Origin of the sequence: Pseudomonas sp. NGC7 (genome assembly GCF_047159675.1) — a bacterium.
GTDB lineage: Bacteria > Pseudomonadota > Gammaproteobacteria > Pseudomonadales > Pseudomonadaceae > Aquipseudomonas > Aquipseudomonas kermanshahensis.
The window spans coordinates 5,814,645-5,841,598 of record NZ_BAAFZY010000001.1; the positions used below are offsets into that span (position 1 = coordinate 5,814,645).

Genomic DNA, 26,954 nt, shown 5'->3' on the forward strand with positions numbered 1-26,954 from the left:
TTTCACCTACACCATTGGTCGGCTGGCCAACGGCAGGCACAAAAAAACCGCGCCTGCAGATGCAGGCGCGGTTTTTGTGTCGCAGCAGGCCCAGTGGCAATCAGAACCTGGAGCCAGGCTCCAGCAAAAAGTCCATCTCTTCACTGGTGCTCGGCCGCTCCAGCATCAGGTTGCGGTGCGGGAAACGCCCGAACCGGGCAATCACCCGCTGGTGCTGCTCGGCGTAGTCGAGGAACCCCTCGAACAACCGGCGATTGGCCTCCGGTTGCTCGTCCAGCAGCACCTGGTAACGCTCGACGCACAGGTTTTGCCAGTCCAGCACCTCGGCATGCTCCAGCACCAACAGCACGAACACCCGCTGGATCGGCAGCAGCTGGTAATCCCAGGCTTTTTGCAGGCCCTGCATGGCAACCACCTGGGCACGCCGGTCGCCTTCGAAGGCGCGCGGCGTGTCGCGGTAGATCATGCGTGGCAGCTGGTCCAGCAGGATCAGCAGGCCGAGCCAGCCTTGCGGGCTCTGCTGCCACTCATCGAGCCCGCCCGCCAGGGCGTGCTCGACCAAGTCGCCAAACAGCGCCTGGGCCTCGGCATCGTGATGCTTGCCGAACCACAGCGTGCTCTTCTCGTCAGCCACGGCCTGGGGACTGGTGCCCCAACCGAACCACCACTCCAGCAACGGCTGCCAAGGTGCGAGCATGACTTACTCCTTGTGATACGCGGTGACGCGCTCGACCTCTTCCTTCGAGCCGAGGATGACCGACACGCGCTGGTGCAGGCTCTCTGGCTTGATGTCGAGGATACGATCGTAACCATTGGTGGATGCGCCGCCCGCCTGCTCGATGATGAACGACATCGGGTTGGCTTCGTACATCAGGCGCAGCTTGCCCGGCTTGCTCGGGTCGCGAGCGTCACGCGGGTACATGAACAGACCGCCACGGGTCAGGATGCGGTGCACGTCGGCGACCATCGAGGCGATCCAACGCATGTTGTAGTTCTTTTTCAGCGGACCGGTTTCACCGGCCAGCAGTTCGTCCACGTAACGCTGTACCGGGGCTTCCCAGTGGCGCTGGTTGGACATGTTGATGGCGAATTCGGCGGTGGTGGCCGGTACCTGGATGTTTTCGTGGGTCAGGACGAAGCTGCCCAGTTCGCGGTCCAGGGTAAAGCCTTTGACGCCATTGCCCAGGGTCAGGATCAGCATGGTCTGCGGGCCGTAGATGGCATAACCGGCAGCAACCTGCTCGGTGCCTGGCTGCAGGAACGCTTCTTCGTTGAGGCTTTCGTTCTGGCTCAGGTACTGATTAGGGCAACGCAGTACCGAGAAGATGGTGCCGACCGAAACGTTGACGTCGATGTTCGACGAGCCGTCCAGCGGGTCGAAGACCAGCAGGTAGGCGCCTTTGGGGTATTTGCCCGGGATCTGGTAGGCGTTGTCCATTTCTTCGGACGCCATGCCGGCCAGGTGGCCGCCCCACTCGTTGGCCTCCAGCAGGATGTCGTTGGAGATAACGTCCAGCTTCTTCTGTACTTCGCCTTGCACGTTTTCGGTGCCCATGCTGCCCAGTACGCCGCCCAGGGCGCCTTTGGACACGTGGTGGCTGATCTCTTTGCACGCGCGCGCCACCACTTCGATCAGGAAGCGCAGATCGGCAGGGGTATTGTTGCTGCGGGTCTGCTCAATCAGATAGCGACTCAGGGTAACGCGGGACATGTATGGCTCCGAAATGGAAAGGGGGAGAAAAACCCCCGCAGTTTACAGGGAGAGTGCGATGCTAGCGAGTGATGAGACTCGCCTGGGCTGTCTGACGGCACAATAGGTCGGTAGTTCAGCCTTTGCCAGGCCGGCTGTCGACTGGGGCCGCTGTGCGCCTCATTCGCGGGCAAGCCCGCCCCCACAGGATCCCCGCTGCCTTCAAGGCTGCGCAAAACCTGTGGGAGCGGGCTTGCCCGCGAATGGGCTGCGCAGCAGCCCCGAATCGTCAATCCAGTGCCTTCCAGATCTCCCCCGCATACTCCCGAATGGTCCGGTCCGACGAGAACCAGCCCATCTTTGCCGTGTTCAGCACCGCCATCCGCCACCATTCCTGCGGCGTATGCCACAGCTCCTCGACCCGCCGCTGAGCATCCCAGTAGGCATCGAAATCGGCGCACACCAAGAAGCGGTCATACGCCACCAGCCCATCGATCAACCCGGTATAGCGCGAGGGATCATCCGGCGAGAACACCCCGCTGCGAATCGATTGAAGCACGTCGTTCAAGCGGCTCGACTCGGCAATCGCCACACTGGCGCCAAAGTCTCCCGCTCGCCGACGCGCCTCAACCTGCTGCGCCGTCAGGCCAAAGATGAACATGTTGTCGGCCCCCACGTGCTCGCACATCTCGACGTTGGCGCCGTCCAGTGTGCCAATGGTCAGCGCGCCATTGAGGCCGAACTTCATATTGCTGGTACCCGATGCTTCATAGCCGGCCGTGGAGATCTGCTCGGAAAGGTCCGCCGCCGGGATGATGCTTTCGGCCAGGCTGACGTTGTAGTTGGGCAGGAACACCACCTTGAGCAGGCCGCGCACGGTCGGGTCGTTGTTCACCACCCGAGCGATGTCGTTGGCCAGTTTGATGATCAGCTTGGCCTGGTGATAGCTGGCCGCAGCCTTGCCGGCGAAAATCTTCACCCTCGGCACCCAGTTGGTGCCCGGGTCGTTGCGTATGGCCTGGTACAAGGCCACGGTGTGCAACAGGTTGAGCAGTTGGCGCTTGTATTCGTGGATGCGCTTGACCTGCACATCGAACAACGCCTCCGGGTTGACCGTCACGCCGATACGGTCCTGGATGATGCTGGCCAGGGCGCGCTTACTGTGCAGGCGCTGGGCGGCGAATTGCTTGCGGAAGCTGCTCTTGTCGGCAAACGGCACCAGGTTGGCGAGCAACCCTTCCGGGTCATCCTTGAGCTCCGGGCCCAGCGCCTCAACCAGCATTTCGGTCAACTGCGGGTTAGACTGGTACAGCCAGCGCCGGAACGTGATGCCGTTGGTCTTGTTGTTGATCCGCTGCGGGTAGAGCTTGTGCAGCTCGGCGAACACCGTGCTCTTCATCAACTTACTGTGCAGTGCCGACACGCCGTTGACGCTGTGCGACCCCAGAAACGCCAGGTTGCCCATGCGGACCCGGCGGCCGTTTTCTTCCTCGATCAACGACACCGCCCGCAGCACGTCGAAGTCATGCAGGCCTTTCGCGCGCAGGGCGTCGATATGGTAGGCGTTGATCAAGTAGATGATCTGCATGTGCCGCGGCAGCATGCGCTCCATCAGCGCCACCGGCCAGGTTTCCAATGCCTCGGGCAGCAGGGTGTGGTTGGTGTAGGCCAGGGTGCCGACGGTCAGCTCCCAGGCCTTTTCCCACGGGATTTCATGCTGGTCGACCAGCAGGCGCATCAACTCGGCCACGGCAATCGACGGGTGCGTGTCGTTGAGCTGGATGGCCGCCGCATCGGGCAGGTTGAGTAAGTCCTTGTGCATGTTCAGGTGGCGCCGCAGCAGGTCCTGCAGCGAGGCCGAAACGAAGAAGTATTCTTGGCGCAGGCGCAGTTCCTGGCCGGCTTCGGTGCTGTCGGCCGGGTAGAGAACGCGTGAGATGCTTTCGGCACGGGCCACTTCGGCGACCGCGCCCAGGTGGTCACCGGCGTTGAAGCGCTCCAGGTGCAGCTCTTCCAGCGCCCGGGCACGCCACAGGCGCAAGGTGTTGACGCTGGCGCCACGCCAGCCGACCACCGGCGTGTCATAGGCCACCGCGCGCACCGTCTCGCCAGGCCACCAGACTTGCCGTTGCTGGCCGTGGGTGTCTTGCACCGTTTCGACGCTGCCGCCGAAACTGATCGGGTAGATCACCTCGGCGCGCTCGAACTCCCAGGGGTTGCCAAAGTCCAGCCAGTTTTCGGTCTGCTCCTGCTGCCAGCCATCGACCACCGCCTGGCGAAACAGGCCGTGCTCGTAGCGGATGCCGTAGCCGTGGGCGGCGATACCCAGGGTCGACATGCTTTCCATGAAACAAGCGGCGAGCCGCCCCAGGCCACCGTTGCCCAGCGCCGCATCCGGCTCGAGCAGGCGGATACGCTCCAGGTCGACATTCAGGCCATCAAGGGCTTCACGGGCGATGTCCAGCAAGCCCAGGTTGCTCAGGCTGTCGTACAGCAGCCGCCCGATGAGAAACTCCAGAGAAAGGTAATACACCCGCTTTTGACTGCGCCGGTAGGCCTGACGGGTGTGGTCCATCCAGTGATCGACCATGTGATCACGCGCGGCCAGGGCAATGGCTTCGAACCAGTCATGGTCGAAGGCATGCTCGGGGTCCTTGCCGACCGCGTAGGTCAGCTTATCCAGTACAGCGGCGCGAAAATCGGCCACCTCGGCGTCACGTGCTTTGGGTTCCTGGGACATGCGGCATCCTCGGGCAAGTTGACGAATACGGAGGGAGAGTGAAGAGACTAGACCCTTCGACAGGGACTTACCGTTCCTGTTCGCAGTTTTCATGCCTGAACACTGAATCAACACCGTGAATCGGGCAAAAGGTTGTTCACAAATTGAACAACTCCGGTATCATCGCGCGCCCCAAGCCCGTGATTCACCCCCATAACGATGAAAACGACCCTGATCGCCGCCGCCGAAGTCGACCGCCTGGAGACTTGGCAGCGCTATGCCAGCCACATGTGCGGTGGCTGCCACTCGACCTGTTGCACCCTGCCGGTGGAGGTGAAGATCAAGGATCTGATCCGCATTGGCGTGGTAGACGAGTTCGAAAAAGACGAACCGCCCAAAAACGTGGCCAAACGCCTGCAGAAGGAAGGCATCATCGAACGCTTCAACCAGAAGTCAGGCATTTTCACCCTGACCCGGATGAGCAACGATGACTGCATGTACCTGGATCGTAAGAGCCGGCTGTGCACCATTTATGACAAGCGCCCGGACACCTGCCGCAACCACCCCAAGGTTGGGCCGCGGCCGGGGTACTGCGCCTATAAGCCTAAAGTGGTTGGGCGTTGACGATCCATCAGAGACCCAATAGACTTTCAACCGTCTTGATGTACACGGAGCTTCCCTCGGGAAGTGTCTAGACGCCGCCACCTGGTTCCGGCCGTGCCGGTTGATGGGATAAGTCCCTAAGGGCATCCGCGATACGACCCCCTTAATTGGGGGTTTCGTATTTCTGCAGCCAGCTAAAGCTGCACTGGCCGTCGAATCGGCTCATTTCTCAGCTTCTTCATGATCAACAGCCAGCCCTTTATCTTTTCATGCCGTTTCAGGCGAAGCGGACGATGAGAGGGATGATCAACGTCTCGCACGTAGGCACTTTCAACATATACCTTCAGGCTCCGGGCTGATTCACGACGCAGACTGAAATAGACCTCATAGCGGCTTCCTTCTGGATAGCCAAATTGATGCCCTTCCATGGTCAGCCAGTTGCTATGCCCCGTAAACAGACACTGCCTATCCGCCAGTGATGCCATGATGGTCGGCAGTTGGACGGACAGCCTGTATCGCCCAGCGCAAAACGCCCGGCATATCCCCCTGTGATCTATCAGCAAATGCTCGAGGCCTAGAGCCTCGAAATTCAATTCAGCACCTTGCTTCGGCCCGTAACTGACACAGTGGCTTGAATACTCTATTACCAGCGTCACTTCTTGCGGTTCCTGAGTGGAATGCGCTGGGATAACTACTTGATGCAAGCCGGGACGCAAGTGGAACAAGCTCCAGGACACTCCCGCAACATCAATATGGCCACGCGCCAAATGCTCCTTCCACCCCCTGCCCTTCATCTTCGGCTCCCTGATTTTTACAAGCAGGCAGCGTACTGGGGCTGTGGTGCATTGCCAAAAACTGCTTAGTTAGCAATTACTTCCGTTGCAACATGGGGCAATAAACGCTCAAACAAAAACGCCCCCGGCCTTTCGACCGGGGGCGTTTTCATTCAGCCACAGCTAAATCAGCTGTTCTTGGCTTTCTTGGCAGCGCGGGTACGCTCGCTTTCGTCCAGGATCTTCTTGCGAAGACGGATGGACTTCGGCGTGACTTCGCACAGCTCGTCTTCCTGGATGTATTCCAGAGCCTGTTCCAGGGTGAAGCGAACAGGCGGAACCAGGGCGATGACTTCGTCTTTACCCGAAGCACGCATGTTGTCGAGCTTCTTGCCCTTGGTAGGGTTGACGCCCAGGTCGTTGTCGCGGCTGTTCTGGCCGATGATCTGACCGTTGTAGATCTCTTGACCGTGCTCGACAAACAGCTTGCCACGCGCCTGGAGGGTTTCCAGCGAGTAGGTCAGCGCCTTGCCGGTTTCGACCGAAACCAGTACGCCGTTCTGACGGCCGGACATGTGGCCGGACTTCACGGTGTCGTAGCGATCGAAGATCGAGGTCAGGATGCCTGCACCGTTGGTCAGGGTCAGGAACTGGTTACGGAAACCGATCAGACCACGCGCCGGGATGTTGTATTCCAGGCGTACACGGCCCTTGCCATCCGGAACCATGTTGGTCAGGTCGCCTTTACGCAGACCCATCTCTTCCATGACCTTGCCCTGGGCTTCTTCAGGGATGTCGATGGTGACGTTTTCGAACGGTTCCTGCTTCACGCCGTCCACTTCGCGGATGATCACTTCTGGGCGGCCCAGGGCCAGCTCGAAGCCTTCGCGACGCATGGTTTCGATCAGTACCGAGAGGTGCAGCTCACCACGGCCCGAGACCTTGAACTTGTCTGGGGAGTCGGTTTCTTCAACGCGCAGGGCAACGTTGTACAGCAGCTCTTTGTCCAGACGGTCCTTGATGTTACGGCTGGTGACGAACTTGCCTTCCTTGCCGCAGAACGGCGAGTCGTTGACCTGGAAGGTCATCGAAACGGTAGGCTCGTCAACGGTCAGCGGCTTCATCGCCTCAACGGCAGTCGGGTCGCACAGGGTGTCGGAGATGAACAGCTCGTCGAAACCGCTGATGCAGACGATGTCGCCAGCTTGGGCTTCTTCGACATCGACGCGGTGCAGGCCGTGGTGGCCCATCAGCTTGAGGATACGGCCGTTACGCTTCTTGCCGTCAGCGTCGATGGCAACAACCGGGGTGTTCGGCTTGATGCGACCACGGGCAATACGGCCAACACCGATAACACCCAGGAAGCTGTTGTAGTCCAGAGCGGAGATCTGCATCTGGAACGGGCCGTCACGGTCAACAGCTGGCGCTGGAACGTGGTCGATGACAGCCTGGTACAGGGCAGTCATGTCTTCGCCCATTTCGGTGTGGTCCAGACCGGCGATGCCGTTCAGGGCCGAGGCGTAGACGACTTTGAAGTCCAGCTGTTCGTCGGTGGCACCGAGGTTGTCGAACAGGTCGAAGATCTGGTCCAGAACCCAGTCAGGACGCGCGCCCGGGCGGTCAACCTTGTTGATGACAACGATTGGCTTCAGGCCAGCTTCGAAGGCCTTTTTGGTCACGAAGCGGGTTTGCGGCATCGGGCCGTCTTGAGCGTCGACCAGCAGCAGCACGGAGTCGACCATCGACATTACACGCTCAACCTCGCCACCGAAGTCGGCGTGGCCGGGGGTGTCGACGATGTTGATGTGGTAGCCGTTCCAGTTGATGGCGGTGTTTTTCGCCAGAATGGTAATACCGCGCTCTTTTTCCTGGTCGTTGGAGTCCATGACGCGCTCGTCGTTGAGCTCGTTACGCTCCAGAGTGCCGGACTGACGCAGGAGTTTGTCGACCAACGTGGTTTTACCATGGTCAACGTGGGCGATGATGGCGATGTTACGCAGATTTTCGATCACAAGTGTATCTCGATCAGAGGATTCGGTTGCCGCCTAGTCTAGGCGACCAATATGTAAGGTATAAGGCTCAGCAGGCCCGGTGGTCGGGAGGGCGATGGCGGATGCTGCCGCCATACAGCCCTGGCGTCTTATGCCGGACGATAAACACGCACATTGGCATGTCCCTCACTGAGCAGGTGGTGTGCGTGCAGTCGGCTCATCACACCCTTGTCGCAATACAGCAGGTACTGGCGTGTTTCATCCAGCTGCTTGAAGCGACTATTAATTGCATAAAATGGCATCACCTGGACTTCGATGCCCTCGATCACCAGGGGTTCGTCTTCCTGGGCATCGGGGTGACGGATGTCGATGACGATCTGGCCAGGCAGCGCTTCGCGCACTTCTTCCACCTCGACGTCCTTGCCCAACTCGTCGATCACGTGGTCGATCGAGATGAACTTGGCGCGTTCGAGGGCGCGCTCCAGCACGGCCATGTCGAATTGCTTCTCTTCATGCTCCATGCGGTGACGCTTGGCGTGGGTGGTCGGGTTTACCGAGATTACGCCGCAGTATTCAGGCATGTGCTTGGCGAAGTCGGCGGTGCCGATTTCGGTGGCCTGGTCGATGATGTCCTGCTTGTGGCTGGCCAGCAGCGGGCGCAGCACCAGCTTGTCGGTCGCCGAGTCGATGATCGACAGGTTCGGCAGGGTCTGGCTGGAGACCTGGGAAATTGCCTCGCCGGTGACCAGCGCGTCGATCTGCAGGCGGTCGGCCATATGGGCGGCGCCGCGCAACATCATGCGCTTGAGGGTCACGCCCATGTAGCTGTTGTCGACCTTGTTGAGGATCTCGCCGACCACTTCTTCGAACGGCACGCTGATGAACAGCACGCGCTGGCTGCTGCCGTACTTTTTCCACAGGTAGTGGGCAACTTCCATCACCCCCAGTTCGTGGGCACGCCCGCCGAGGTTGAAGAAGCAGAAGTGGGTCATCAGGCCACGGCGCATCATCTGGTAGGCCGCCACGGTGGAGTCGAAGCCACCGGACATCAGTACCAGGGTTTGCTCCAGGGCGCCCAGCGGATAGCCGCCGATGCCTTGGTGCTGGTTGTGGATCACGTACAGGCGCTGGTTGCGAATTTCGATGCGCACCAGCACTTCCGGGTTCTTCAGCTCGATGCCGGCGGCGCCGCACTGCTGACGCAGTTGGCTGCCGACGTAGCGGTCGACGTCCATCGACGTGAAGTCGTGGTGGCCGCCGCGCTTGCAGCGCACGGCGAAATGCTTGCCCGCCAGCAGGTGACCGAAGTGCTGCTTGCACTTCTCGACGATGTCGTCAAAGTCGCCGAGCGGGTATTCCTCGACCTGCAGGAAGTGGGTGATACCCGGCGTGCAGGTGAGGCGCTCGATCATCTCGCGCTGGACCTTCTCGTCTTCGACGCGGGTGACCACTTCGAGATTGTCCCAGACACCATCGACCGCGAGCTCAGGATCCAGATCCTTGAGCACGTTGCGGATGTTCTTGCCGAGCTGACGGATGAAGCGCTTGCGCACCGGCCGGCTCTTGATGGTGATTTCTGGGAAGACTTTGACGATAAGTTTCATTGGTTAACAGCGCGCGCAGGGCCTGCCGAAAATGAGGGGCGCGAATTATATCGGAAATTGCTCAGGATTTGACCAACTTTTGATCAGAAGCTTTGAGATAAATGCAAGGCCGGGGTTTTGGGGTGCCTGTTCCGGCCCTTTCGCGGGCAAGCCCGCTCCCACAGTGACCGCGCAAGCTTCAAAGATCACAGCCTACCTGTGGGAGCGGGCTTGCCCGCGAAGAGGCCCTCGAAACAGGCACGCAACACATTCAATGCACCTTATTGGTGCAAGCACAGCAAAAATCGCATCTTAACAGTGCAATCCTCCCTGCCAACCCAGCGCCAGATGCCCGCAAACGCCCTCTTTTATCCCGCCCTCGCCATTTTCGGGCACTGGCATGCAATTTGCTCCCTTGTGAGGCAGGTAAGCTTGGCCGACTATCCGCGCCCGGCAACACCCTTTTTCCAGGGCAGCGGCCCACCGCGCTCTAGACCATCCGGAGGACAACATGTCGAAGTCGGTTCAACTCATCAAAGATCATGACGTCAAGTGGATTGATCTGCGTTTCACGGACACCAAAGGCATTCAGCACCACGTGACCATGCCGGCGCGTGATGGCCTGGACGAAGATTTCTTCGAAGTCGGCAAGATGTTCGACGGTTCCTCCATCGCTGGCTGGAAAGGCATCGAAGCCTCCGACATGATCCTGATGCCGGTCGATGACACCGCCGTGCTGGACCCGTTCACCGAAGAGCCGACCCTGATCATCACCTGCGACATCGTCGACCCGTCGAGCATGCAGGGCTACGATCGCGACCCACGCGGCATCGCCAAGCGCGCCGAAGAGTACCTGAAGAGCACCGGCATCGGTGACACCGTATTCGCCGGCCCAGAGCCTGAGTTCTTCATCTTCGACGAAGTGAAGTTCCAGTCGGACATCTCCGGCTCGATGTTCAAGATCTTCTCCGAGCAAGGCTCGTGGATGACTGGCGCTGACGTGGAAGGCGGCAACAAAGGCCACCGTCCTGGCGTCAAAGGCGGCTACTTCCCAGTTCCGCCGTTCGACCACGACCACGAAATCCGTACTGCCATGTGCAACGCACTGGAAGAAATGGGTCAGACCGTTGAAGTTCACCACCACGAAGTGGCGACTGCCGGCCAGAACGAAATCGGCGTCAAGTTCAACACCCTGGTGAAGAAGGCTGACGAAGTACAGGCCCTGAAGTACGTCGTGCACAACGTTGCCGACGCCTACGGCCGTACCGCCACCTTCATGCCGAAGCCACTGTACGGCGACAACGGCTCGGGCATGCACGTGCACATGTCGATCTGGAAAGACGGCAAGAACACCTTCTCGGGTGAAGGCTATGCCGGCCTGTCCGACACCGCCCTGTACTTCATCGGCGGTATCATCAAGCACGGTAAGGCCCTGAACGGCTTCACCAACCCGTCGACCAACTCCTACAAGCGTCTGGTCCCAGGCTTCGAAGCCCCGGTGATGCTGGCCTACTCGGCGCGCAACCGTTCCGCCTCGATCCGTATTCCGTACGTCGGCAGCCCGAAAGCCCGCCGTATCGAAGCGCGCTTCCCGGACCCATCGGCCAACCCGTACCTGGCCTTCGCGGCCCTGCTGATGGCTGGCCTGGACGGCATCCAGAACAAGATCCACCCAGGCGATGCTGCCGACAAGAACCTGTACGACCTGCCGCCTGAAGAGGCGAAAGACATCCCGCAGGTCTGCGGCAGCCTGAAAGAGGCCCTGGAAGAGCTGGATAAAGGCCGTGCGTTCCTGACCAAGGGCGGCGTGTTCTCCGACGACTTCATCGATGCCTTCATCGAGCTGAAGAGCGAAGAAGAGATCAAAGTCCGTACCTTCGTGCACCCGCTGGAATACGAGCTGTACTACAGCTGCTGATCTGATCGGCGCCTGGCGCCGATGACGTGATCAAGACGGCCTCCTTCGGGAGGCCGTTTTTGTTTCTGCCCACGCAGAACCCTCGCCACTCCCGCTATGCTCTATCTTGGTGCACAACTGCCAGCCGTGCCCCTATTTGCTCCCCAATCTGGGTCAAGTGAAACGTTTCATCCAGAGTTTCTGATCCGAAACTGCGCAGATACAGGCCTTTATGGGCAAATCTCGCTTCTTTTCGGAGCTTTGGTTTGTTTCTTGCATTTTCCTGGTATCAGCGGATCCACAGCGCGCCCAGCTCTGGCCACCTAGTGCCAGGCAAGCGCCAAAAGAGGTCAACGACGCCTTATGACCATCAGCGATGCACAGCACCGTCTGCTTCTGGACAACCTGACCACCGCCACGCTCCTGCTGAACGCCGAGCTGCGCCTGGAATACATGAACCCGGCGGCAGAAATGCTGTTGGCCGTCAGTGGCCAGCGCAGCCATGGGCAGTTCATCAGCGAGCTGTTCACCGAGTCGACCGAAGCGCTCAGCTCGCTGCGCCAGGCGGTGGAGCAGGCGCACCCGTTCACCAAGCGCGAGGCGCAGCTGACCTCGCTGACCGGGCAGACCATCACCGTCGACTACGCTGTCACGCCGATTCTGCACCAGGGCCAGACCCTGCTGCTGCTCGAGGTACACCCGCGCGATCGGCTGCTGCGCATCACCAAGGAAGAAGCCCAGCTGAGCAAGCAGGAAACCACCAAGATGCTGGTGCGTGGCCTGGCCCACGAGATCAAGAACCCGCTCGGAGGCATCCGCGGCGCGGCGCAGCTGTTGGCCCGCGAACTGCCTGAAGAGGGCCTGCGCGACTACACCAACGTGATCATCGAAGAGGCCGACCGCCTGCGCAACCTGGTCGACCGCATGCTGGGCTCGAACAAACTGCCCTCGCTGGCCATGACCAATATCCACGAAGTGCTGGAACGGGTCTGCAGCCTGGTGGACGCCGAAAGCCAGGGCTGCATCACGTTGGTGCGCGACTACGACCCAAGCCTGCCGGATGTGCTGATCGACCGTGAGCAGATGATCCAGGCGGTGCTGAACATCGTGCGCAACGCCATGCAGGCGATCAGCTCGCAGAACGAACTGCGCCTGGGCCGCATCACCCTGCGCAGCCGTGCGCTGCGCCAGTTCACCATTGGCCATGTGCGCCACCGGCTGGTGGCACGCGTCGAGATCATCGACAACGGCCCGGGCATCCCGTCGGAACTGCAAGACACCCTTTTCTATCCCATGGTCAGCGGGCGCCCAGACGGTACCGGGCTGGGCCTGGCCATCACCCAGAACATCATCAGCCAGCACCAGGGCCTGATCGAGTGTGAAAGCCACGCGGGCCATACCGCCTTCTCGATTTACCTGCCTCTGGAACAAGGAGCCACCGCCTCATGAGCCGAAGTGAAACCGTATGGATCGTCGACGATGATCGCTCCATCCGCTGGGTCCTGGAAAAAGCCCTGCAACAGGAAGGCATGACCACCCAGAGCTTCGACAGCGCTGATGGCGTGATGGGCCGCCTGGCCCGCCAGCAACCGGATGTAATCATTTCCGACATCCGCATGCCGGGTACCAGCGGCCTTGACCTGCTGGCCCAGATCCGCGAACAACACCCGCGTCTGCCGGTCATCATCATGACCGCTCACTCCGACCTCGACAGTGCCGTGGCGTCTTACCAGGGCGGCGCCTTCGAGTACCTGCCCAAGCCGTTCGACGTGGACGAGGCGGTGTCGCTGGTCAAGCGCGCCAACCAGCATGCCCAGGAGCAGCAAGGCCTCGATGTGCCACAAGCCTTGGCCCGTACGCCAGAGATCATCGGCGAAGCGCCGGCGATGCAGGAGGTGTTCCGCGCCATCGGTCGCCTGAGCCACTCCAACATCACGGTACTGATCAACGGTGAGTCCGGCACCGGCAAAGAGCTGGTGGCGCATGCGTTGCACCGCCACAGCCCGCGTGCGGCGTCACCGTTCATTGCCCTGAACATGGCAGCCATCCCCAAGGACCTGATGGAGTCCGAGCTGTTCGGCCACGAGAAAGGCGCCTTTACCGGTGCGGCCAACCTGCGCCGCGGCCGCTTCGAGCAGGCCGATGGCGGTACGTTGTTCCTCGACGAGATCGGCGACATGCCCGCCGACACCCAAACCCGCCTGCTGCGGGTGCTGGCCGATGGCGAGTTCTACCGGGTGGGTGGCCACGTGCCGGTCAAGGTGGATGTGCGCATCATTGCCGCCACCCACCAGAACCTGGAGTCGTTGGTGCAGGCTGGCAAGTTCCGCGAGGACTTGTTCCACCGGCTCAATGTGATCCGCATCCACATTCCGCGCCTGGCCGACCGCCGCGAAGATATCCCTGCGCTCGCCCGCCACTTCCTCGCCCGCGCCGCGCAGGAGCTGGCGGTGGAGCCAAAACTGCTGAAGCCGGAAACCGAAGAGTTCATCCGCAACCTGCCGTGGCCGGGCAACGTGCGGCAGATGGAAAACACCTGCCGCTGGATCACCGTGATGGCGTCCAGCCGTGAAGTGCTGATCGGTGACTTGCCTCCCGAGTTGCTCAACCTGCCGCAGGACGCCGCCCCCGTGACCAACTGGGAACAGGCGCTGCGCCAGTGGGCGGACCAGGCGCTGGCCCGTGGTCAATCGAACCTGCTCGACAGTGCGGTGCCCAGTTTCGAACGGATCATGATCGAGACCGCCCTCAAGCACACGGCCGGGCGGCGTCGGGATGCGGCGTTGTTACTGGGCTGGGGGCGCAATACCTTGACGCGCAAGATCAAGGAGCTGGGGATGAATGTCGCCGGCGGCGATGAGGATGACAGCGAAGACCATTGAGGCACACACAGGTCATTGAATACTGGGGCTGCTTTGCAGCCCTTTCGCGGCACAAGGCCGCTCCTACAGGTCCGCGCTTACCTTGAATCCAGCGCGGGCCTGTAGGAGCGGCCTTGTGCCGCGAAAGGGCCGCAAAGCGGCCCCAATCATTTCAGCCGCATGCACCGATCCTGTGCCCTCTGCACCGCACGAAGGCACAAAAACCCTCAAAACCTGGCAAGAAAGCCCTGAAAGCCAATGTTTCCGGGTTTTGCAAAACTGGCACGCCCCCTGCAATAAGTCCTGTATCTCCAGTTTCGGGGTCCTCGGTACAGGCAGGCCGGGAAAACCCCTCTTTTATTTGCAATAGCGCAAGTTTTGGGGACCCTGGTACAGGCAGGCCGGGACATCCCCTCTTTTATTCGTGCAGCCTCACCTGCACACGCCAACGCCCAGCGTCCTCTGCACCGGCCCACTCGCCGTGCAGAGGGCGCGCGGCCACCACCGTCAGCAACAGCCCTTCCTCGCTTTTCTGCACACGCCAGCCCACCGGTTTACCCTGCAGGCTCAATTGCCCCCGCTGGGCCTTGCCCTGGGCCTCGAACAGCAGGGCAACCGTGCCCTCGACGTTCTCGCCATGCAGCTTCGGCTCTTCGTTGAACCACAGGTCGAGCCCGTCCTGAACCACCTCGACCTGCTCCAGCACCCGCTCATCGGGGGTGGTCAGGCGACCGATCATCAAGCCCACCATCAGGCCGACAATGGCCAGCGATAGCATCACCCGTGGGAAGGCCTTCGAACGCAGGTCCGGTTCAGGGGTAGAATGCTCGTCATCTTCACGCCTGGAGCCGTGCATGTTTCACGTCATCCTTTTTCAACCAGAAATTCCGCCGAATACCGGCAACATCATTCGCCTCTGCGCCAACAGCGGTTGCCACCTGCACCTGATCGAGCCCATCAGCTTCGAACTGGATGACAAGCGCCTGCGCAGGGCGGGGCTGGACTACCACGAGTATGCCACGCTCAAGCGCCACGAGAGCCTGGCCGGATGCCTGGAAAGCCTGGGTAACCCACGGCTGTTCGCCTTCACCACCAAGGGCTCGCACCCCTTCCACGAAGTAGCTTACCAGCCGGGCGACGCCTTCCTGTTTGGCCCCGAAAGCCGCGGCTTGCCAGCCGACGTGCTGGACAGCCTGCCGGCCGAGCAGCGCTTGCGCCTGCCGATGCGGCCGGGGTGCCGCAGCCTGAACCTGTCCAATACCGTGGCGGTGACGGTGTATGAGGCCTGGCGGCAGAATGGGTTTGCCGGAAGCTGATGCATTGGCAGGAACGGCCTCTTCGCGGGGCAAGCCCGCACACAATGGTTTGGCGTACGCATTTCAATGTGAGAGCGGGCTTGCCCCGCGCAGAGGCCAGAACAGGCAATAAAAAAGCGCCCCGAGAGGCGCCTTTCTGAAACCGGCAGCTCTTACTGAACGGTCGGCGTCTCGCCCGCTTCCTGCATACGCTGCAGCTCTTGCGCGTACAGGGCGTCGAAGTTGACCGGCGACAGCATCAGCGCTGGGAACGAACCGCGGGTCACCAGGCTGTCCAGAGTCTCACGGGCGTACGGGAACAGGATGTTCGGGCAGAACGCGCCGAGGGTGTGGCTCATCGACGAAGCGTCGAGGTTGGCGATCAGGAAGATGCCGGCCTGCTGCACTTCAGCGATGAAGGCTACTTCGTCACCGTTCTTGACGGTCACCGACAGGGTCAGCACCACTTCATGGAAGTCGCCTTCCAGGGCTTTCTGCTTGGTGTTCAGGTCCAGGGCAACGCTCGGCTCCCACTGCTGGCGGAAGATCTGCGGGCTTTTCGGGGCCTCGAACGACAGGTCACGCACGTAGATGCGCTGCAGGGAGAACTGAGGGCTGTTGTCTTCGGCAGCTGCGCCGTTGGTCTGTTGGTCAGTCATGGCAGATCCTTATCCTAATGTTTTTGAATGCAGTGCAAATCAGGCCGCCAGCAGCGCGTCGAGCTTGCCGGCGCGCTCCAGGGCATAGAGGTCATCGCATCCACCGACATGGGTGCTGCCGATCCAGATCTGTGGCACCGACGTACGGCCGGCCTTCTGGCTCATTTCGGCGCGAACCTGCGGTTTGCCGTCGACCTTGATTTCCTCGAACGCAACGCCCTTGCTCTCGAGCAGGTATTTGGCGCGCATGCAGTAGGGGCAGTAGTCGCTGGAATAAACGATGACGGGCTTCATATCACTTCACCAGGGGCAGGTTATCGGCTTTCCAGCTGGAAACGCCACCGCTCAGCTTGGCGGCGTTGTAACCAGCTTTGAGCAGCTCGCGGCAAAGCGTGCCGGACTGCTGGCCCATCGCATCGACGATGATCAGGGTCTTTTCTTTGTGCTTTTCCAGCTCGGCCATACGGCTGACCAGCTTGTCCTGCGGGATGTTCACGGCACCCACGATGTGGCCCGCGGAATATTCCTTGGCAGTGCGGATGTCGATGACCAGGGCCTTGTCAGCGTTGACCAGGGCAGTCAACTGGCCATTGCTCAGGCTCTGGCCGCCACGGCGGACTTCATTGATGAGCAGCAGGACCAGCAGAACAACGAAGATCGCAACCAGGATGTAGTGATCTGTCGCGAATTGAATCAGGTGAGCAACCATCAGCGGTGTTCCAGGCGATTGAAAATGCCGGCCAGTATACACAGCCCCCCATGACCACCAAAGCCCGACTGGCCGGCCAGAAAAGCAGCTTTGCCCTGGCGCGGTGGCTGCGCCGGTCGGGGGATGGGACGAATATTCGCCGTTGATGGCGCATTTGCCCTAAAATGCGTGTCTTTATCATCTTTGAACAACCGTGAGTTTGATTGATGACGAGTACGCCCAAACCCCTGGTCCTGATCATCCTGGATGGCTTCGGCCACAGCGAAAGCCCCGAATACAACGCCATCTATGCCGCCAACACACCGGTTTATGACCGCCTGCGCGCCAGTCAGCCGCACGGCTTGATCTCCGGTTCAGGCATGGATGTCGGCCTGCCAGACGGGCAGATGGGCAACTCCGAAGTCGGCCACATGAACCTCGGTGCCGGCCGCGTCGTCTACCAGGACTTCACCCGGGTCACCAAGGCTATTCGTGATGGCGAGTTCTTCAGCAACCCGGTGCTCACCGGCGCGGTAGACAAGGCTGTCGGTGCCGGCAAGGCCGTGCACATCCTCGGTTTGCTGTCCGACGGTGGCGTGCACAGCCACCAGGACCACCTGATCGCCATGGCCGAACTGGCCGCACAGCGTGGCGCCGAAAAAATCTACCTGCACGCCTTCCTCGACGGCCGCGACACGCCGCCGCGCAGCGCCGAGTCGTCCATCGAGCTGCTCGACAAGACCTTCGCCAAGCTGGGCAAGGGCCGCATCGCCAGCCTCATCGGCCGCTACTTCGCCATGGACCGCGACAACCGTTGGGACCGCGTTGCCGCGGCCTACAACCTGATCGTCGACAGCGTTGCCGACTACACCGCAGACACCGCCCTGGCCGGCCTTGAAGCCGCCTACGCCCGTGAAGAAAACGACGAGTTCGTCAAAGCCACGCGCATTGGCGAGGCCGTCAAGGTTGAAGACGGCGACGCGGTGATCTTCATGAACTTCCGCGCCGACCGCGCCCGCGAACTGTCGCGTGCCTTCGTCGAGCCGGACTTCAACGAATTCCCGCGTGCGCGCCTGCCGAAGATGGCGGCTTACATCGGCCTGACCCAGTATTCGGCAAAAATCCCGGCGCCAGCAGCCTTTGCACCGTCCAGCCTGGACAACGTGCTGGGCGAATACCTGGCCAAGAACGGCAAGACCCAGCTGCGCATCGCCGAGACCGAAAAGTACGCGCACGTCACGTTCTTTTTCTCGGGCGGCCGTGAAGAGCCGTTCGAAGGCGAAGAGCGCATCCTGATCCCGTCGCCGAAGGTCGCCACCTACGACCTGCAGCCGGAAATGAACGCGCCGGAAGTCACCGACCGCATCGTCGAAGCCATCGAGCAACAGCGTTTCGACGTGATCATCGTCAACTACGCCAACGGCGACATGGTCGGCCACACGGGTGTATTCGAGGCTGCAGTCAAGGCCGTCGAAGCGCTGGATACCTGTGTCGGGCGTATCGTCGAGGCGCTGGATAAAGTCGACGGTGAAGCGCTGATCACCGCCGACCACGGCAACGTCGAGCAAATGGAAGACGCCTGCACCGGCCAAGCGCACACCGCGCACACCACCGAGCCAGTGCCGTTCATCTATGTGGGCAAGCGCAAGGTCAAGGTCCGCGAAGGCGGCGTGCTGGCCGACGTGGCGCCGACCATGCTGAAACTGCTGGGGCTGGAAAAGCCTGTGGAAATGACCGGGACGTCGATCCTGATCGACGCCTGATCGGTGTAGGGGGCCGCTTTGCGGCCCATTCGCGGGGCAAGCCCGCTCCCACAGGGGCGGTACTGTTTCAACAGCAGCAACTCTCCTGTGGGAGCGGGCTTGCCCCGCGAATGGGCTGCGAAGCAGACCCCTGACACATGAATTCCAGACAAACGCCTCGCCGCATCTGCCGCGAGGCGTTTTTTTTGCAGGCTCGCGCGGGCATACTAGGCCAGTCTCCATCCCTGGTACGCCCAACCCCATGCTCCGCGCCCTGATCCTACTCGCCCTGTCTTGCCTGCTCAGCCCGGCATTTGCCGATGAGCGCGCACAGACCCAGCAACAACTGGACGCCACCCGCCAGGACATCGCCGAGCTCAAAAAGATGCTGGGCAAGCTCCAGGAAGAGAAATCCGGCGTGCAGAAAGACCTCAAGTCCACCGAGACCGACATCGGCAACCTCGAGAAACAGGTGGAGGCCCTGCAACAAGAACTAAAAAAGACCGAGGGCGAGCTGGAGCGCCTTGATACCGAGAAAAAAAAACTCCAGAGCGCCCGCGTTGAACAACAACGGCTGATTGCCATCCAGGCCCGTTCGGCCTACCAGAACGGCCGCGAGGAATACCTCAAGCTGCTGCTCAACCAGCAGAACCCCGAGAAATTCGCGCGCACCCTCACCTATTACGATTACCTGAGCAAGGCGCGCCTGGAGCAACTGCGCACCTTCAACGAGACCCTGCGCCAGTTGGCCAACGTCGAGCAGGACATCGCCCGCCAGCAGGAGCAACTGCTGGCCCAGCGCGCCGACCTCGACAGCCGCCGCCAGGCCCTCGAGACCGAGCGCAGCAAGCGCCAGCAAGTACTGGCCAAGCTCAACAACGACATGAAAGACCGCGACCAGAAGCTGCAGGCCCGCGAGCAGGACCAGGCCGACCTTGGCAAAGTACTCAAGACCATCGAGGAAACCCTGGCACGCCAGGCCCGCGAGGCAGAGGAAGCGCGCAAGAAAGCCCTGCTGGCCCAGCAAGAGGCGGAAAAACGCCGCCAGCAGGAAGCCCTGGCCGCCGCCGCAGCGCGCGAAGAAGCCCGCGAGCCGGTCGAGCCGCCGAAAAAGGCCCGCACCACCCTGGGCCCGATGGTTTCCAGCGATGGCGCCAACTACGGCGGCGCTTTTTCTGCTGCACGGGGCAAACTTCCGTGGCCCGTCAATGGTCGATTGCTGGCACGCTTCGGCGATGCACGCGGCAGTGACGCCCGGGCCAAATGGGACGGGGTGATGATCAGCGCCAACCCAGGCACGCAAGTACGCGCCGTACACGGCGGCCGTGTGGTGTTTGCCGACTGGTTGCGCGGTGCTGGACTTCTGGTCATTCTCGACCATGGTAATGGTTACCTGAGCCTGTACGGCCACAACCAGAGCCTGCTCAAGAGCGCCGGTGACATCGTCAAAGCCGGCGAAGCCATCTCCACCGTGGGTGACAGCGGTGGCCAGGACAGCGCAGGCTTGTACTTCGCCATCCGCCAGCAGGGCCGGCCTACCGACCCGTCGCAGTGGTGCAGAGGCTAGGGTTTGTCCGAAAAACAACCCCGTTCACCTTTTTACGGCGTAGCCTGAATGCTGCGCCGATGCTCCTCACGGAGCGCCTTCAGGATCAGGAGTTCGTTCGACATGCTGCACTCGCCTCGTCTCACCCAGCTGGCCCTGTCCATCGCCCTGGCGGTCGGCGCGCCCCTGGCCATTGCCGCAGAGCCGGCCAAGCCAGCAGCGGTGCCAGCTACCGAGGTGACGGCCAAGGCGCCGCTGCCGCTGGAGGAGCTGCGCACCTTCGCCGAGGTCATGGACCGCATCAAGGCCGCTTACGTTGAGCCGGTGGACGACAAGACCCTGCTGGAAAACGCCATCAAGGGCATGCTCAGCAACCTTGACCCGCACTCGGCCTACCTCGGCCCCGAGGACTTCCAGGAGCTGCAAGAGAGCACCAGCGGCGAATTTGGTGGCCTGGGTATCGAAGTGGGCCAGGAAGACGGCTTCATCAAGGTGGTCTCGCCCATCGATGACACCCCCGCCTCCCGGGCCGGCGTGCAGGCCGGTGACCTGATCGTCAAGATCAACGGCGCCCCGACCCGTGGCCAGACCATGACCGAAGCCGTGGACAAGATGCGCGGCAAGGTCGGCGAAAAAATCACCCTGACCCTGGTCCGCGATGGCGGCAACCCGTTCGACGTGACCCTCGCCCGCGCGGTGATCCAGGTCAAGAGCGTGAAAAGCCAGCTGCTGGAAAACGACTACGGCTACATCCGCATCACCCAGTTCCAGGTCAAGACCGGCGACGAGGTGGGCAAGGCCCTGGCCAAGCTGCGCAAGGACAATGGCAAGAAGCTGCGCGGGGTGGTGCTCGACCTGCGCAACAACCCCGGCGGCGTGCTGCAGTCGGCGGTCGAAGTGGCCGACCACTTCCTGACCAAGGGCCTGATCGTCTACACCAAGGGCCGTATCGCCAACTCCGAACTGCGCTTCTCCGCCGACCCGGCCGACGCCAGCGAAGGCGTGCCATTGGTGGTGCTGATCAACGGCGGCAGCGCCTCGGCGTCGGAAATCGTCGCCGGCGCCCTGCAGGACCAGAAGCGCGCTGTGCTGATGGGCACCGACAGTTTCGGCAAAGGCTCGGTGCAAACCGTGCTGCCGCTGGCCAACGACCGCGCCCTGAAGCTCACCACTGCGCTGTACTACACCCCCAACGGCCGCTCGATCCAAGCCCAGGGCATCGTGCCGGACATCGAAGTGCGCCCGGCCAAACTCACTGCCGAAATCGATACCGACAACTTCAAGGAAGCCGACCTGCAGGGCCACCTGGGCAACGGCAACGGCGGCGCCGAGCGCCCGACTGGCAGCAGCAAGCGCAAGGAACGCCCGCAGGACGATGATTTCCAGTTGAGCCAGGCCCTGAGCCTGCTCAAGGGCTTGAACATCACCTCGGGTAAATGATCGCGCCCATGCGGTATCTGCTGTGTCTGCTGTGCTACCTGCTGGTTGGCGTCGCCCAAGCGGCGCCGACCAGCAAGGCCTACATGAGCATCATCATCGACGACCTTGGCCAAAGCACCGAGCGTGACAGCCGCACGCTCGCGCTGCCCGGCCCGGTCACCATGGCAATCATGCCCGATACCCCGCACGCCAGCGATTTCGCACGCCAGGCACACAAAGCCCACAAGACCGTGATCCTGCACATGCCCATGGACCCGGCTACCGGCCCCTATGCCTGGCACCCCGGGCTACCGCTGCCCGAACTGGCCAGCCGGCTCGACGCGGCCTTGGCCAAGGTGCCGTACGCGGCCGGCATCAACAACCACATGGGCAGCCGCATGACCGCCCAACGCGAAGCCATGACCTGGCTGATGGGCGAACTGCAGCACCGCCACTTGTTCTTCGTCGACAGCCGCACCAGTGCCGCCACGGTGGCCGCCGCCGAAGCTCAGGCGCAGGATGTGGCACACGTGTCGCGGGATGTGTTCCTGGATGACGTGCGCACCCCCGAAGCCATTGCCGGGCAACTGCAACTGGGTATCGCGATGGCCCGCAAGCAAGGCTCGGCCGTGTTGATCGGCCACCCCTACCCGCAAACCCTCGAAGTACTGGCACGGGAAATCCCGCGCCTGAGAAGCCAGGGCGTCGAGCTGATCGGGCTCAAGCAGATGATTGCCGAGCGCGGCAACCAGGCCATGCCTGCCCACGGCAAACATGGCCGGTACAGCAACCGCTGAACGCCTTAATCGAACGGGATGATGCCGCGCGCCTGTTCCAGGGTGAGTTTGCCTCTATGCACCCGCTGGGTTGAGCCTTCCTCGCGCCCACTCAAGCGACGCTGGCTCCAGGTTTTCAAATGGCCCAAGGTGAAGTCACGCGCCAGCGCATCGGCGGCAGGCATGTGGAAGTGTGCGGCCCACAACGGCCGGCCTGATGCGGCGCCTGGTTGCGCCAGACGCATGATCTTGTACTCGTCGAAGGTGCTGCCATTGGCCATGACCTGACGCGGGGCGACGTACTCCACCTTGATCAGGTTCTGTTCATGCAGAAAACGTAACGCATCGGCGCTGGGGTAGCGCGTGTCGGTGTACAGCATGGTCAGCTTGAGGTTTTTTTGCGACCGCATCTGGTCCGAGGCAACCTCCAGGCGTCTTATAAGGGTGGCGTTGGCGCCTTCCTCGCCCAATATCGTTGCCGCCTGCCCCAGCTTGTCTATCTGAAGATCAAACAGGCGCGCAAGCAACGTGCTTTTAAGGTCATTCACCACGTATTCGTCGGCCTTCAACAGAAGCTGATCGTTCTCGTCCAGCAGCGCCTGCACCCGAAACGCCGTATCAGTTGCGTCAATTTCGGGGTCGGCCGGTGCTGGCTCACGGCCTCGCTCATGCCATTGGCCGTCCCTCCAGTCAAAGGTGGCCAACACCGAGTTATTGAACGGATCACGTACCTGATACACCGTCTGACCATCGGCATCGAGCTCTTTCTTGCCGATCAGTATCTGCCCTTCCGCGTTACGCACCGCCCGCTGCGGCTCGCTTGAGATGATGTAGGGCAAGCGCGCGTCAGGCGCACGGGCACCCTCCTGCTCCTTGATCAACGCGACCAGCCGACGCCCTGCATCACGCTTGAGCTTCTCCAACTCCGTCCGGTAGCGGTCCAACATCGAAACTTCAATCAACGCCCCACCCGTTTCGCGAATTCGCAAGCTGTTGACCAGCGCAGCTGCGTATTCGTCCCATGCCTCCTGCAAGATGGTGATACGGTCCTCGAGCGGCAGGTTGGCGAAGTCGAGCTCACCATGGGCACCCCCCGCGTTACGCAATGACAGCCCCGACAGCTCCTCCCGGAATACATTGATTGTGCGTTGACCATCGATGCTATCCAGGTGTAAAGCCAAATCGGCAAGGTTCAACACCTGATGGAAGCGGAACTGAACCGTGCTGAACGTGCGCTTGGCAATAAGTGAATCAACGCTGCGGCTTTCCGGTTCGGTGGGATTGCTGATGATTTCCTCGCCTGGCACATCGACCAATAGCTGGTCGAGATGTTCGAATGCAGCCAACATGCGATCCTGAATCTCTACGACGCCTTCGAGCTTGCGGCGAAATGCCTTATAGGCTTCAAGCACTTGTTGCAGAGGCTGACCATGAAGGTGCTGCTGCATAGCGGTCAGATCGTGATAATCCGCCAAATCCCAGAGCTCACTGAGGATAAAATCGCTGTTACGAATCAGGCTGAGCTGAACCTCTCGCCGCTGCTCTGTCAGACCCGCTTCCACCCCCGCTCGCCGTTCGCGGGCAAATTTGGGTTCAAACATGGTCTCGATCGTGCCAAGAATCTCCTGGCAGTCCCGAACGATCTCTTCAACCTGCCCTACCGCTTCATTACGCTTGCTACGAATTTGCGCGTCCCATTCGGCTTGACGCGCTTCGTACCGGCCAATCATTGCCCTGGACGCGGCCTGCTCGCTGTCTGTGGTGGCCAACGCCAGCTTGGCCCGCTCTGTTTCCAGCAGTTCACCCAGCTTTGCGACCTTTTCTCGCAAAACCGGAATGCTGAAGCCGGCATCGGCAAAGCGGAGCGTCGCTGCTCTGACCTGCTCATTAAGTTTGGCAACAGTAGAATGGTGCTTGCGGAAGAGATGGGCGATGTTGTCGCGTGTATGTCGCCTCATCCCGCCAGAGAGACGAAGCGAACCATCGATACGCCAAGCGCCGTTAGCATGAATCAGCCACGGGCCACAGCCGCCCTTGCCGTCGATCACCCGCACACCACCGTCGACCACTTCAACCAGGTAAGCATCGGCATCCAGGGTCGCGTACAGGTGCCCGTCGATCTGATACAGACCTGCTTTCTCGCCCGTGACCTGCAATGCAGAGTCGGGTAGCGACACCCCCGTACGCATGGCGCGCAGTGCTCGGCGCTGCTCAGGTGCAAGCCAGTTGAACCCTTGATTGCCACGCCAGGAGAAGTCCAGATGGTATTGCGGCTGTGCCGACAGCTGACCGATGTCCGCCGCCTCACCGCCAGCAGGGACCACCAAGACCTCGGCAAAATCCCCGCGCTGCGGGGCAGGTAAGTCGAACCTCGAAACATCGGGAGGTGTTCCGGTCGTGGCAGGGTGCGGAACAGGGTGCGGAGCCGGCTGCCGCGCATGCAGCAGTACCATGCTCAAGTTCAGCAACAGATCTGAAACAGCAGCGGGGCGGTCGAACTCGCCGCCCTGCTCGAGCGCCAGCAGGTCGTTCTCCAGCGAGGTGATCAGTTGCACCAGCCACGCCACGCTAGCCACCGGGCCACGCAGCGCCAGCGACAGCACATCGAACAGCAGCCAGGCGCCCTGGGACAGGGTTTCCCACCGCCGCTCGGCATTCGAGGTGGATTGCATGTCCGCTAGTTCGACAAGCAGATCACGGTTGGCGTTGTATAACCTTTCATCGATAGCGGTGGTCCAGAACACCGGTTCTATGACAGGCGGCTGAGGGCGCTCGGGCAAACTGGACGGGTCGATACCAATGCTGGTGACGTGCGGCTCATGGAACCCGCCATGGTCGTAAATATGGCGGACCTGTGGGTTCAGCCAGTCCAAAATGCTCGCTTGCAGCAGCGTGGACTCCTGGATGTGAGCGAGCAACGCCGCCAGGCTCGAGTACTCACGCAGGGTGTCCTGCGGGTATAAAGGCCGGTACAGCAGCACCAACTGAGGCTTGGCACAGAACAGCACATACATGCCGCGAACGAGGTCCTGCTGGCGGGAGCCTGGTTGGCGTCGAAAGGTCAGCGGCATCAGGGTCATACGGGGTGTCTGCGGGTCGAAATGGCCTGCACAGAAGTCAACGACGCATTGCAGCCCAGCTTCCGTGACCTTGCCGTCGAGCTTGGCACCTAATGCGCTGAAGCGCAGGGCGTTGCGCCACTCTCGGGCGAAGCGCCGGACGCGCTGCGCACGCTGCAACGGGTCGTCAAGCAGATGTGCGACGTAGGTGGGATAGTTGCCACCCACATCGATCTGACTCACCAATTGACTGGCCGCATTGGCATCAAGCCATGCCGGTGCAGCGGTACCATCGGCGCGGCGTATGCGCCGTATCGAGGCGCCACTGAGCGTGCCGAGGTTGCCAATGGCGAACTCGGTCAGGGTCTTGCTACCTTCGAACGCCACCGACTCACCGCCGCCTGGGCCCACGCCTGCGCCCCCCGGAATACCCAGCGCCACGAAGAACTCGATCACCAGGTCATCCGGGGAGATAGCCTGCGCGTGAGCGGATTGCATCTGTTCAGTGAGCCGCTGGCGGGTGTAATCCTTAAGGCTCAGGATGCCGTCCAAGGCGGCCACCCCTTCGGCGTCGAGCTGAGCGACTGCCAGCTGCAACAGACCCGCCCGGTAGGCCACGCTGTCGCTGCCGGAACTGGTCGACAAAGCCGGTGGGGGCTTGACCGCCGGAGTGTCGTCCAGGTAGCTGTCAAACCACTGCGCGGGGTCACTTATCTGGGCGAACAGTTGCTCAAGAGCGGCGATATCTTTCAAGCGGCGGTAGCTCACCCTGTCCACCTGAGTGAACAGCGTCTCCAGCAACGCCGACACCTGCTGTGCAGATACATTGCCCTCAACCGGATAAAGCCGCCAGGACATGGCATCGAAGCTGTAGCGCTGCGCCAGGTCATCACGCAGGGCCCAGGCGAAAGCGGCCAGCGAGGCAAAGCTGCGTACCTCGCCAGACGGCGCGCACCAGAGCACGACCTGCCGCTCATCCCACTCACCTGTCACCAGCAGATGGCTAAGCAATTCTTCCGACTCACGGGAACCCTGGGTCAACTGGACCTTCACGAAGCCCACAGAAGGCTGGTCGGCACCGCCGCGTATCAGGCCGCGAATGCAGGCCTGCTCCTGTGCATCCAGGCCTTGCAAGGGCAGCCCCCGCAGCAGGGCCGTGCTCAACAGCAACTGCAGCCAATGATCACGGCTTGCACCGGTACTCCCGGCACTCGCCCAAAAGCCGAGCTGCGCCTCGCAGAAAAGCTGCGGCAGCTGCTCGATCAAGTCATTTAGCGGTTCACTCAGGCCACTGAGCTGGCGGGTGTCGAGCACGTTGTCGGAGCCGGCGAAGCGGTAATGACCATCAAGGCCGAGCTTATGATGGCGGCCTTCGACAGGCTCCAGATCGAGAAAGCGCGATTCGAGCATGGCCTGCAGTACACGATCGACCAAAGGCTGAGTGGACCAATAGGGTGTGGAGGGGTCCGGGCTGTCCAGCATGATTTTATCAGCGGACGGCAATGCAGGCTGTACATAGGCCAGCCATGGCAGCTCTGCCAGCAGTAAGGTGAGCAATTGGTCGCTGACGACCTGGCGTAGTGTGGGACGGGCGGCGAACTGCTGGGCAGCGGCTCGCTTGAAATCGAATGTCGATGCGTCCGAGGGGGTCAT

The 26,954-nt window shown here is 61.4% G+C and carries 20 protein-coding genes; 9 read left to right on the forward strand and 11 right to left on the reverse strand.

The annotated features are described in order from the left end of the window. Positions 1-100 precede the first annotated feature (100 nt). The 3 genes from ACMCNM_RS25965 to ACMCNM_RS25975 all read right to left on the reverse strand — a co-directional run bounded on the left by ACMCNM_RS25965 (position 101) and on the right by ACMCNM_RS25975 (position 4,430). On the reverse strand, positions 101-697 hold the full coding sequence (locus ACMCNM_RS25965; protein WP_186677170.1) for a DUF924 family protein: 597 nt from the start codon (positions 695-697) through the stop codon (positions 101-103). A 3-nt stretch (positions 698-700) separates the two neighbouring features. After that, positions 701-1,711 carry a class 1 fructose-bisphosphatase gene (locus ACMCNM_RS25970; protein WP_027592388.1) on the reverse strand — a complete coding sequence of 337 codons (1,011 nt, stop codon included), beginning with the start codon at positions 1,709-1,711 and terminating at the stop codon, positions 701-703. A gap of 268 nt (positions 1,712-1,979) precedes the next feature. After that, positions 1,980-4,430 (reverse strand): glycogen/starch/alpha-glucan phosphorylase, encoded by a 2,451-nt coding sequence (locus ACMCNM_RS25975; protein ID WP_099455577.1) that lies wholly within the window; start codon positions 4,428-4,430, stop codon positions 1,980-1,982. A gap of 198 nt (positions 4,431-4,628) precedes the next feature. On the opposite strand from ACMCNM_RS25975, the gene ACMCNM_RS25980 reads away from it, so the two are divergent. Next, a complete protein-coding gene (locus tag ACMCNM_RS25980) occupies positions 4,629-5,033 on the forward strand; it encodes a YkgJ family cysteine cluster protein (protein WP_016712459.1) in 405 nt (134 codons plus the stop codon). 173 nt (positions 5,034-5,206) lie between these two features. Here the strand turns inward: ACMCNM_RS25980 and ACMCNM_RS25985 are convergent, their stop codons facing one another. From ACMCNM_RS25985 to thiI, 3 genes are all read right to left on the reverse strand, one after another. After that, complete coding sequence (locus ACMCNM_RS25985) at positions 5,207-5,806, reverse strand: hypothetical protein (RefSeq protein WP_412765672.1); 600 nt, start codon at positions 5,804-5,806, stop codon at positions 5,207-5,209. Between the two features lie 167 nt (positions 5,807-5,973). Next, complete coding sequence (typA, locus tag ACMCNM_RS25990) at positions 5,974-7,797, reverse strand: translational GTPase TypA (protein WP_027592386.1); 1,824 nt, start codon at positions 7,795-7,797, stop codon at positions 5,974-5,976. Between the two features lie 128 nt (positions 7,798-7,925). Continuing rightward, positions 7,926-9,380 carry a tRNA uracil 4-sulfurtransferase ThiI gene (gene thiI / locus ACMCNM_RS25995; RefSeq protein ID WP_027592385.1) on the reverse strand — a complete coding sequence of 485 codons (1,455 nt, stop codon included), beginning with the start codon at positions 9,378-9,380 and terminating at the stop codon, positions 7,926-7,928. Positions 9,381-9,870: 490 nt separating this feature from the next. Between thiI and glnA the strand changes: the two genes are divergently transcribed. The 3 genes from glnA to ntrC all read left to right on the forward strand — a co-directional run bounded on the left by glnA (position 9,871) and on the right by ntrC (position 14,138). Next, entirely contained in the window at positions 9,871-11,277 is a 1,407-nt protein-coding gene (gene glnA / locus ACMCNM_RS26000; protein WP_008095432.1) for a type I glutamate--ammonia ligase, read from the forward strand. A gap of 342 nt (positions 11,278-11,619) precedes the next feature. Continuing rightward, positions 11,620-12,705, forward strand: a complete 1,086-nt coding sequence (gene glnL / locus ACMCNM_RS26005) for a nitrogen regulation protein NR(II) (protein ID WP_027592384.1) — start codon at positions 11,620-11,622, stop codon at positions 12,703-12,705. Then, entirely contained in the window at positions 12,702-14,138 is a 1,437-nt protein-coding gene (ntrC, locus tag ACMCNM_RS26010; RefSeq protein WP_027592383.1) for a nitrogen regulation protein NR(I), read from the forward strand. Before glnL ends, ntrC begins: the two co-directional genes overlap by 4 nt. 397 nt (positions 14,139-14,535) lie before the next feature. On the opposite strand, the gene ACMCNM_RS26015 is transcribed toward ntrC, so the two are convergent. Beyond that, entirely contained in the window at positions 14,536-14,973 is a 438-nt protein-coding gene (locus tag ACMCNM_RS26015; RefSeq protein WP_099455579.1) for a hypothetical protein, read from the reverse strand. Between ACMCNM_RS26015 and trmL the strand changes: the two genes are divergently transcribed. Then, complete coding sequence (trmL, locus tag ACMCNM_RS26020; RefSeq protein WP_099455580.1) at positions 14,972-15,433, forward strand: tRNA (uridine(34)/cytosine(34)/5-carboxymethylaminomethyluridine(34)-2'-O)-methyltransferase TrmL; 462 nt, start codon at positions 14,972-14,974, stop codon at positions 15,431-15,433. The two genes, ACMCNM_RS26015 and trmL, sit on opposite strands and share 2 nt — an antisense overlap. 152 nt (positions 15,434-15,585) lie before the next feature. On the opposite strand, the gene secB is transcribed toward trmL, so the two are convergent. From secB to ACMCNM_RS26035, 3 genes are read right to left on the reverse strand one after another with little or no spacing between them, the layout of a single operon-like run. Further along, positions 15,586-16,071, reverse strand: a complete 486-nt coding sequence (secB, locus tag ACMCNM_RS26025; protein ID WP_027592380.1) for a protein-export chaperone SecB — start codon at positions 16,069-16,071, stop codon at positions 15,586-15,588. Between the two features lie 39 nt (positions 16,072-16,110). Next, positions 16,111-16,365 carry a glutaredoxin 3 gene (grxC, locus tag ACMCNM_RS26030; protein WP_003249204.1) on the reverse strand — a complete coding sequence of 85 codons (255 nt, stop codon included), beginning with the start codon at positions 16,363-16,365 and terminating at the stop codon, positions 16,111-16,113. A gap of 1 nt (position 16,366) precedes the next feature. Then, positions 16,367-16,780 carry a rhodanese-like domain-containing protein gene (locus tag ACMCNM_RS26035; protein WP_027592379.1) on the reverse strand — a complete coding sequence of 138 codons (414 nt, stop codon included), beginning with the start codon at positions 16,778-16,780 and terminating at the stop codon, positions 16,367-16,369. Between the two features lie 206 nt (positions 16,781-16,986). On the opposite strand from ACMCNM_RS26035, the gene gpmI reads away from it, so the two are divergent. From gpmI to ACMCNM_RS26055, 4 genes are all read left to right on the forward strand, one after another. Next, the gene (gpmI, locus tag ACMCNM_RS26040) at positions 16,987-18,522 is read left to right on the forward strand and encodes a 2,3-bisphosphoglycerate-independent phosphoglycerate mutase (protein WP_027592378.1); all 1,536 of its coding nucleotides are present in this window, start codon (positions 16,987-16,989) and stop codon (positions 18,520-18,522) included. A gap of 241 nt (positions 18,523-18,763) precedes the next feature. Continuing rightward, on the forward strand, positions 18,764-20,068 hold the full coding sequence (locus ACMCNM_RS26045; RefSeq protein ID WP_027592377.1) for a murein hydrolase activator EnvC family protein: 1,305 nt from the start codon (positions 18,764-18,766) through the stop codon (positions 20,066-20,068). Positions 20,069-20,170: 102 nt separating this feature from the next. Next, on the forward strand, positions 20,171-21,487 hold the full coding sequence (locus tag ACMCNM_RS26050) for a S41 family peptidase (protein WP_027592376.1): 1,317 nt from the start codon (positions 20,171-20,173) through the stop codon (positions 21,485-21,487). Positions 21,488-21,495: 8 nt separating this feature from the next. Further along, a complete protein-coding gene (locus tag ACMCNM_RS26055; protein WP_412765673.1) occupies positions 21,496-22,263 on the forward strand; it encodes a divergent polysaccharide deacetylase family protein in 768 nt (255 codons plus the stop codon). A 5-nt stretch (positions 22,264-22,268) separates the two neighbouring features. Here the strand turns inward: ACMCNM_RS26055 and ACMCNM_RS26060 are convergent, their stop codons facing one another. Next, entirely contained in the window at positions 22,269-26,954 is a 4,686-nt protein-coding gene (locus tag ACMCNM_RS26060; RefSeq protein ID WP_412765674.1) for a hypothetical protein, read from the reverse strand.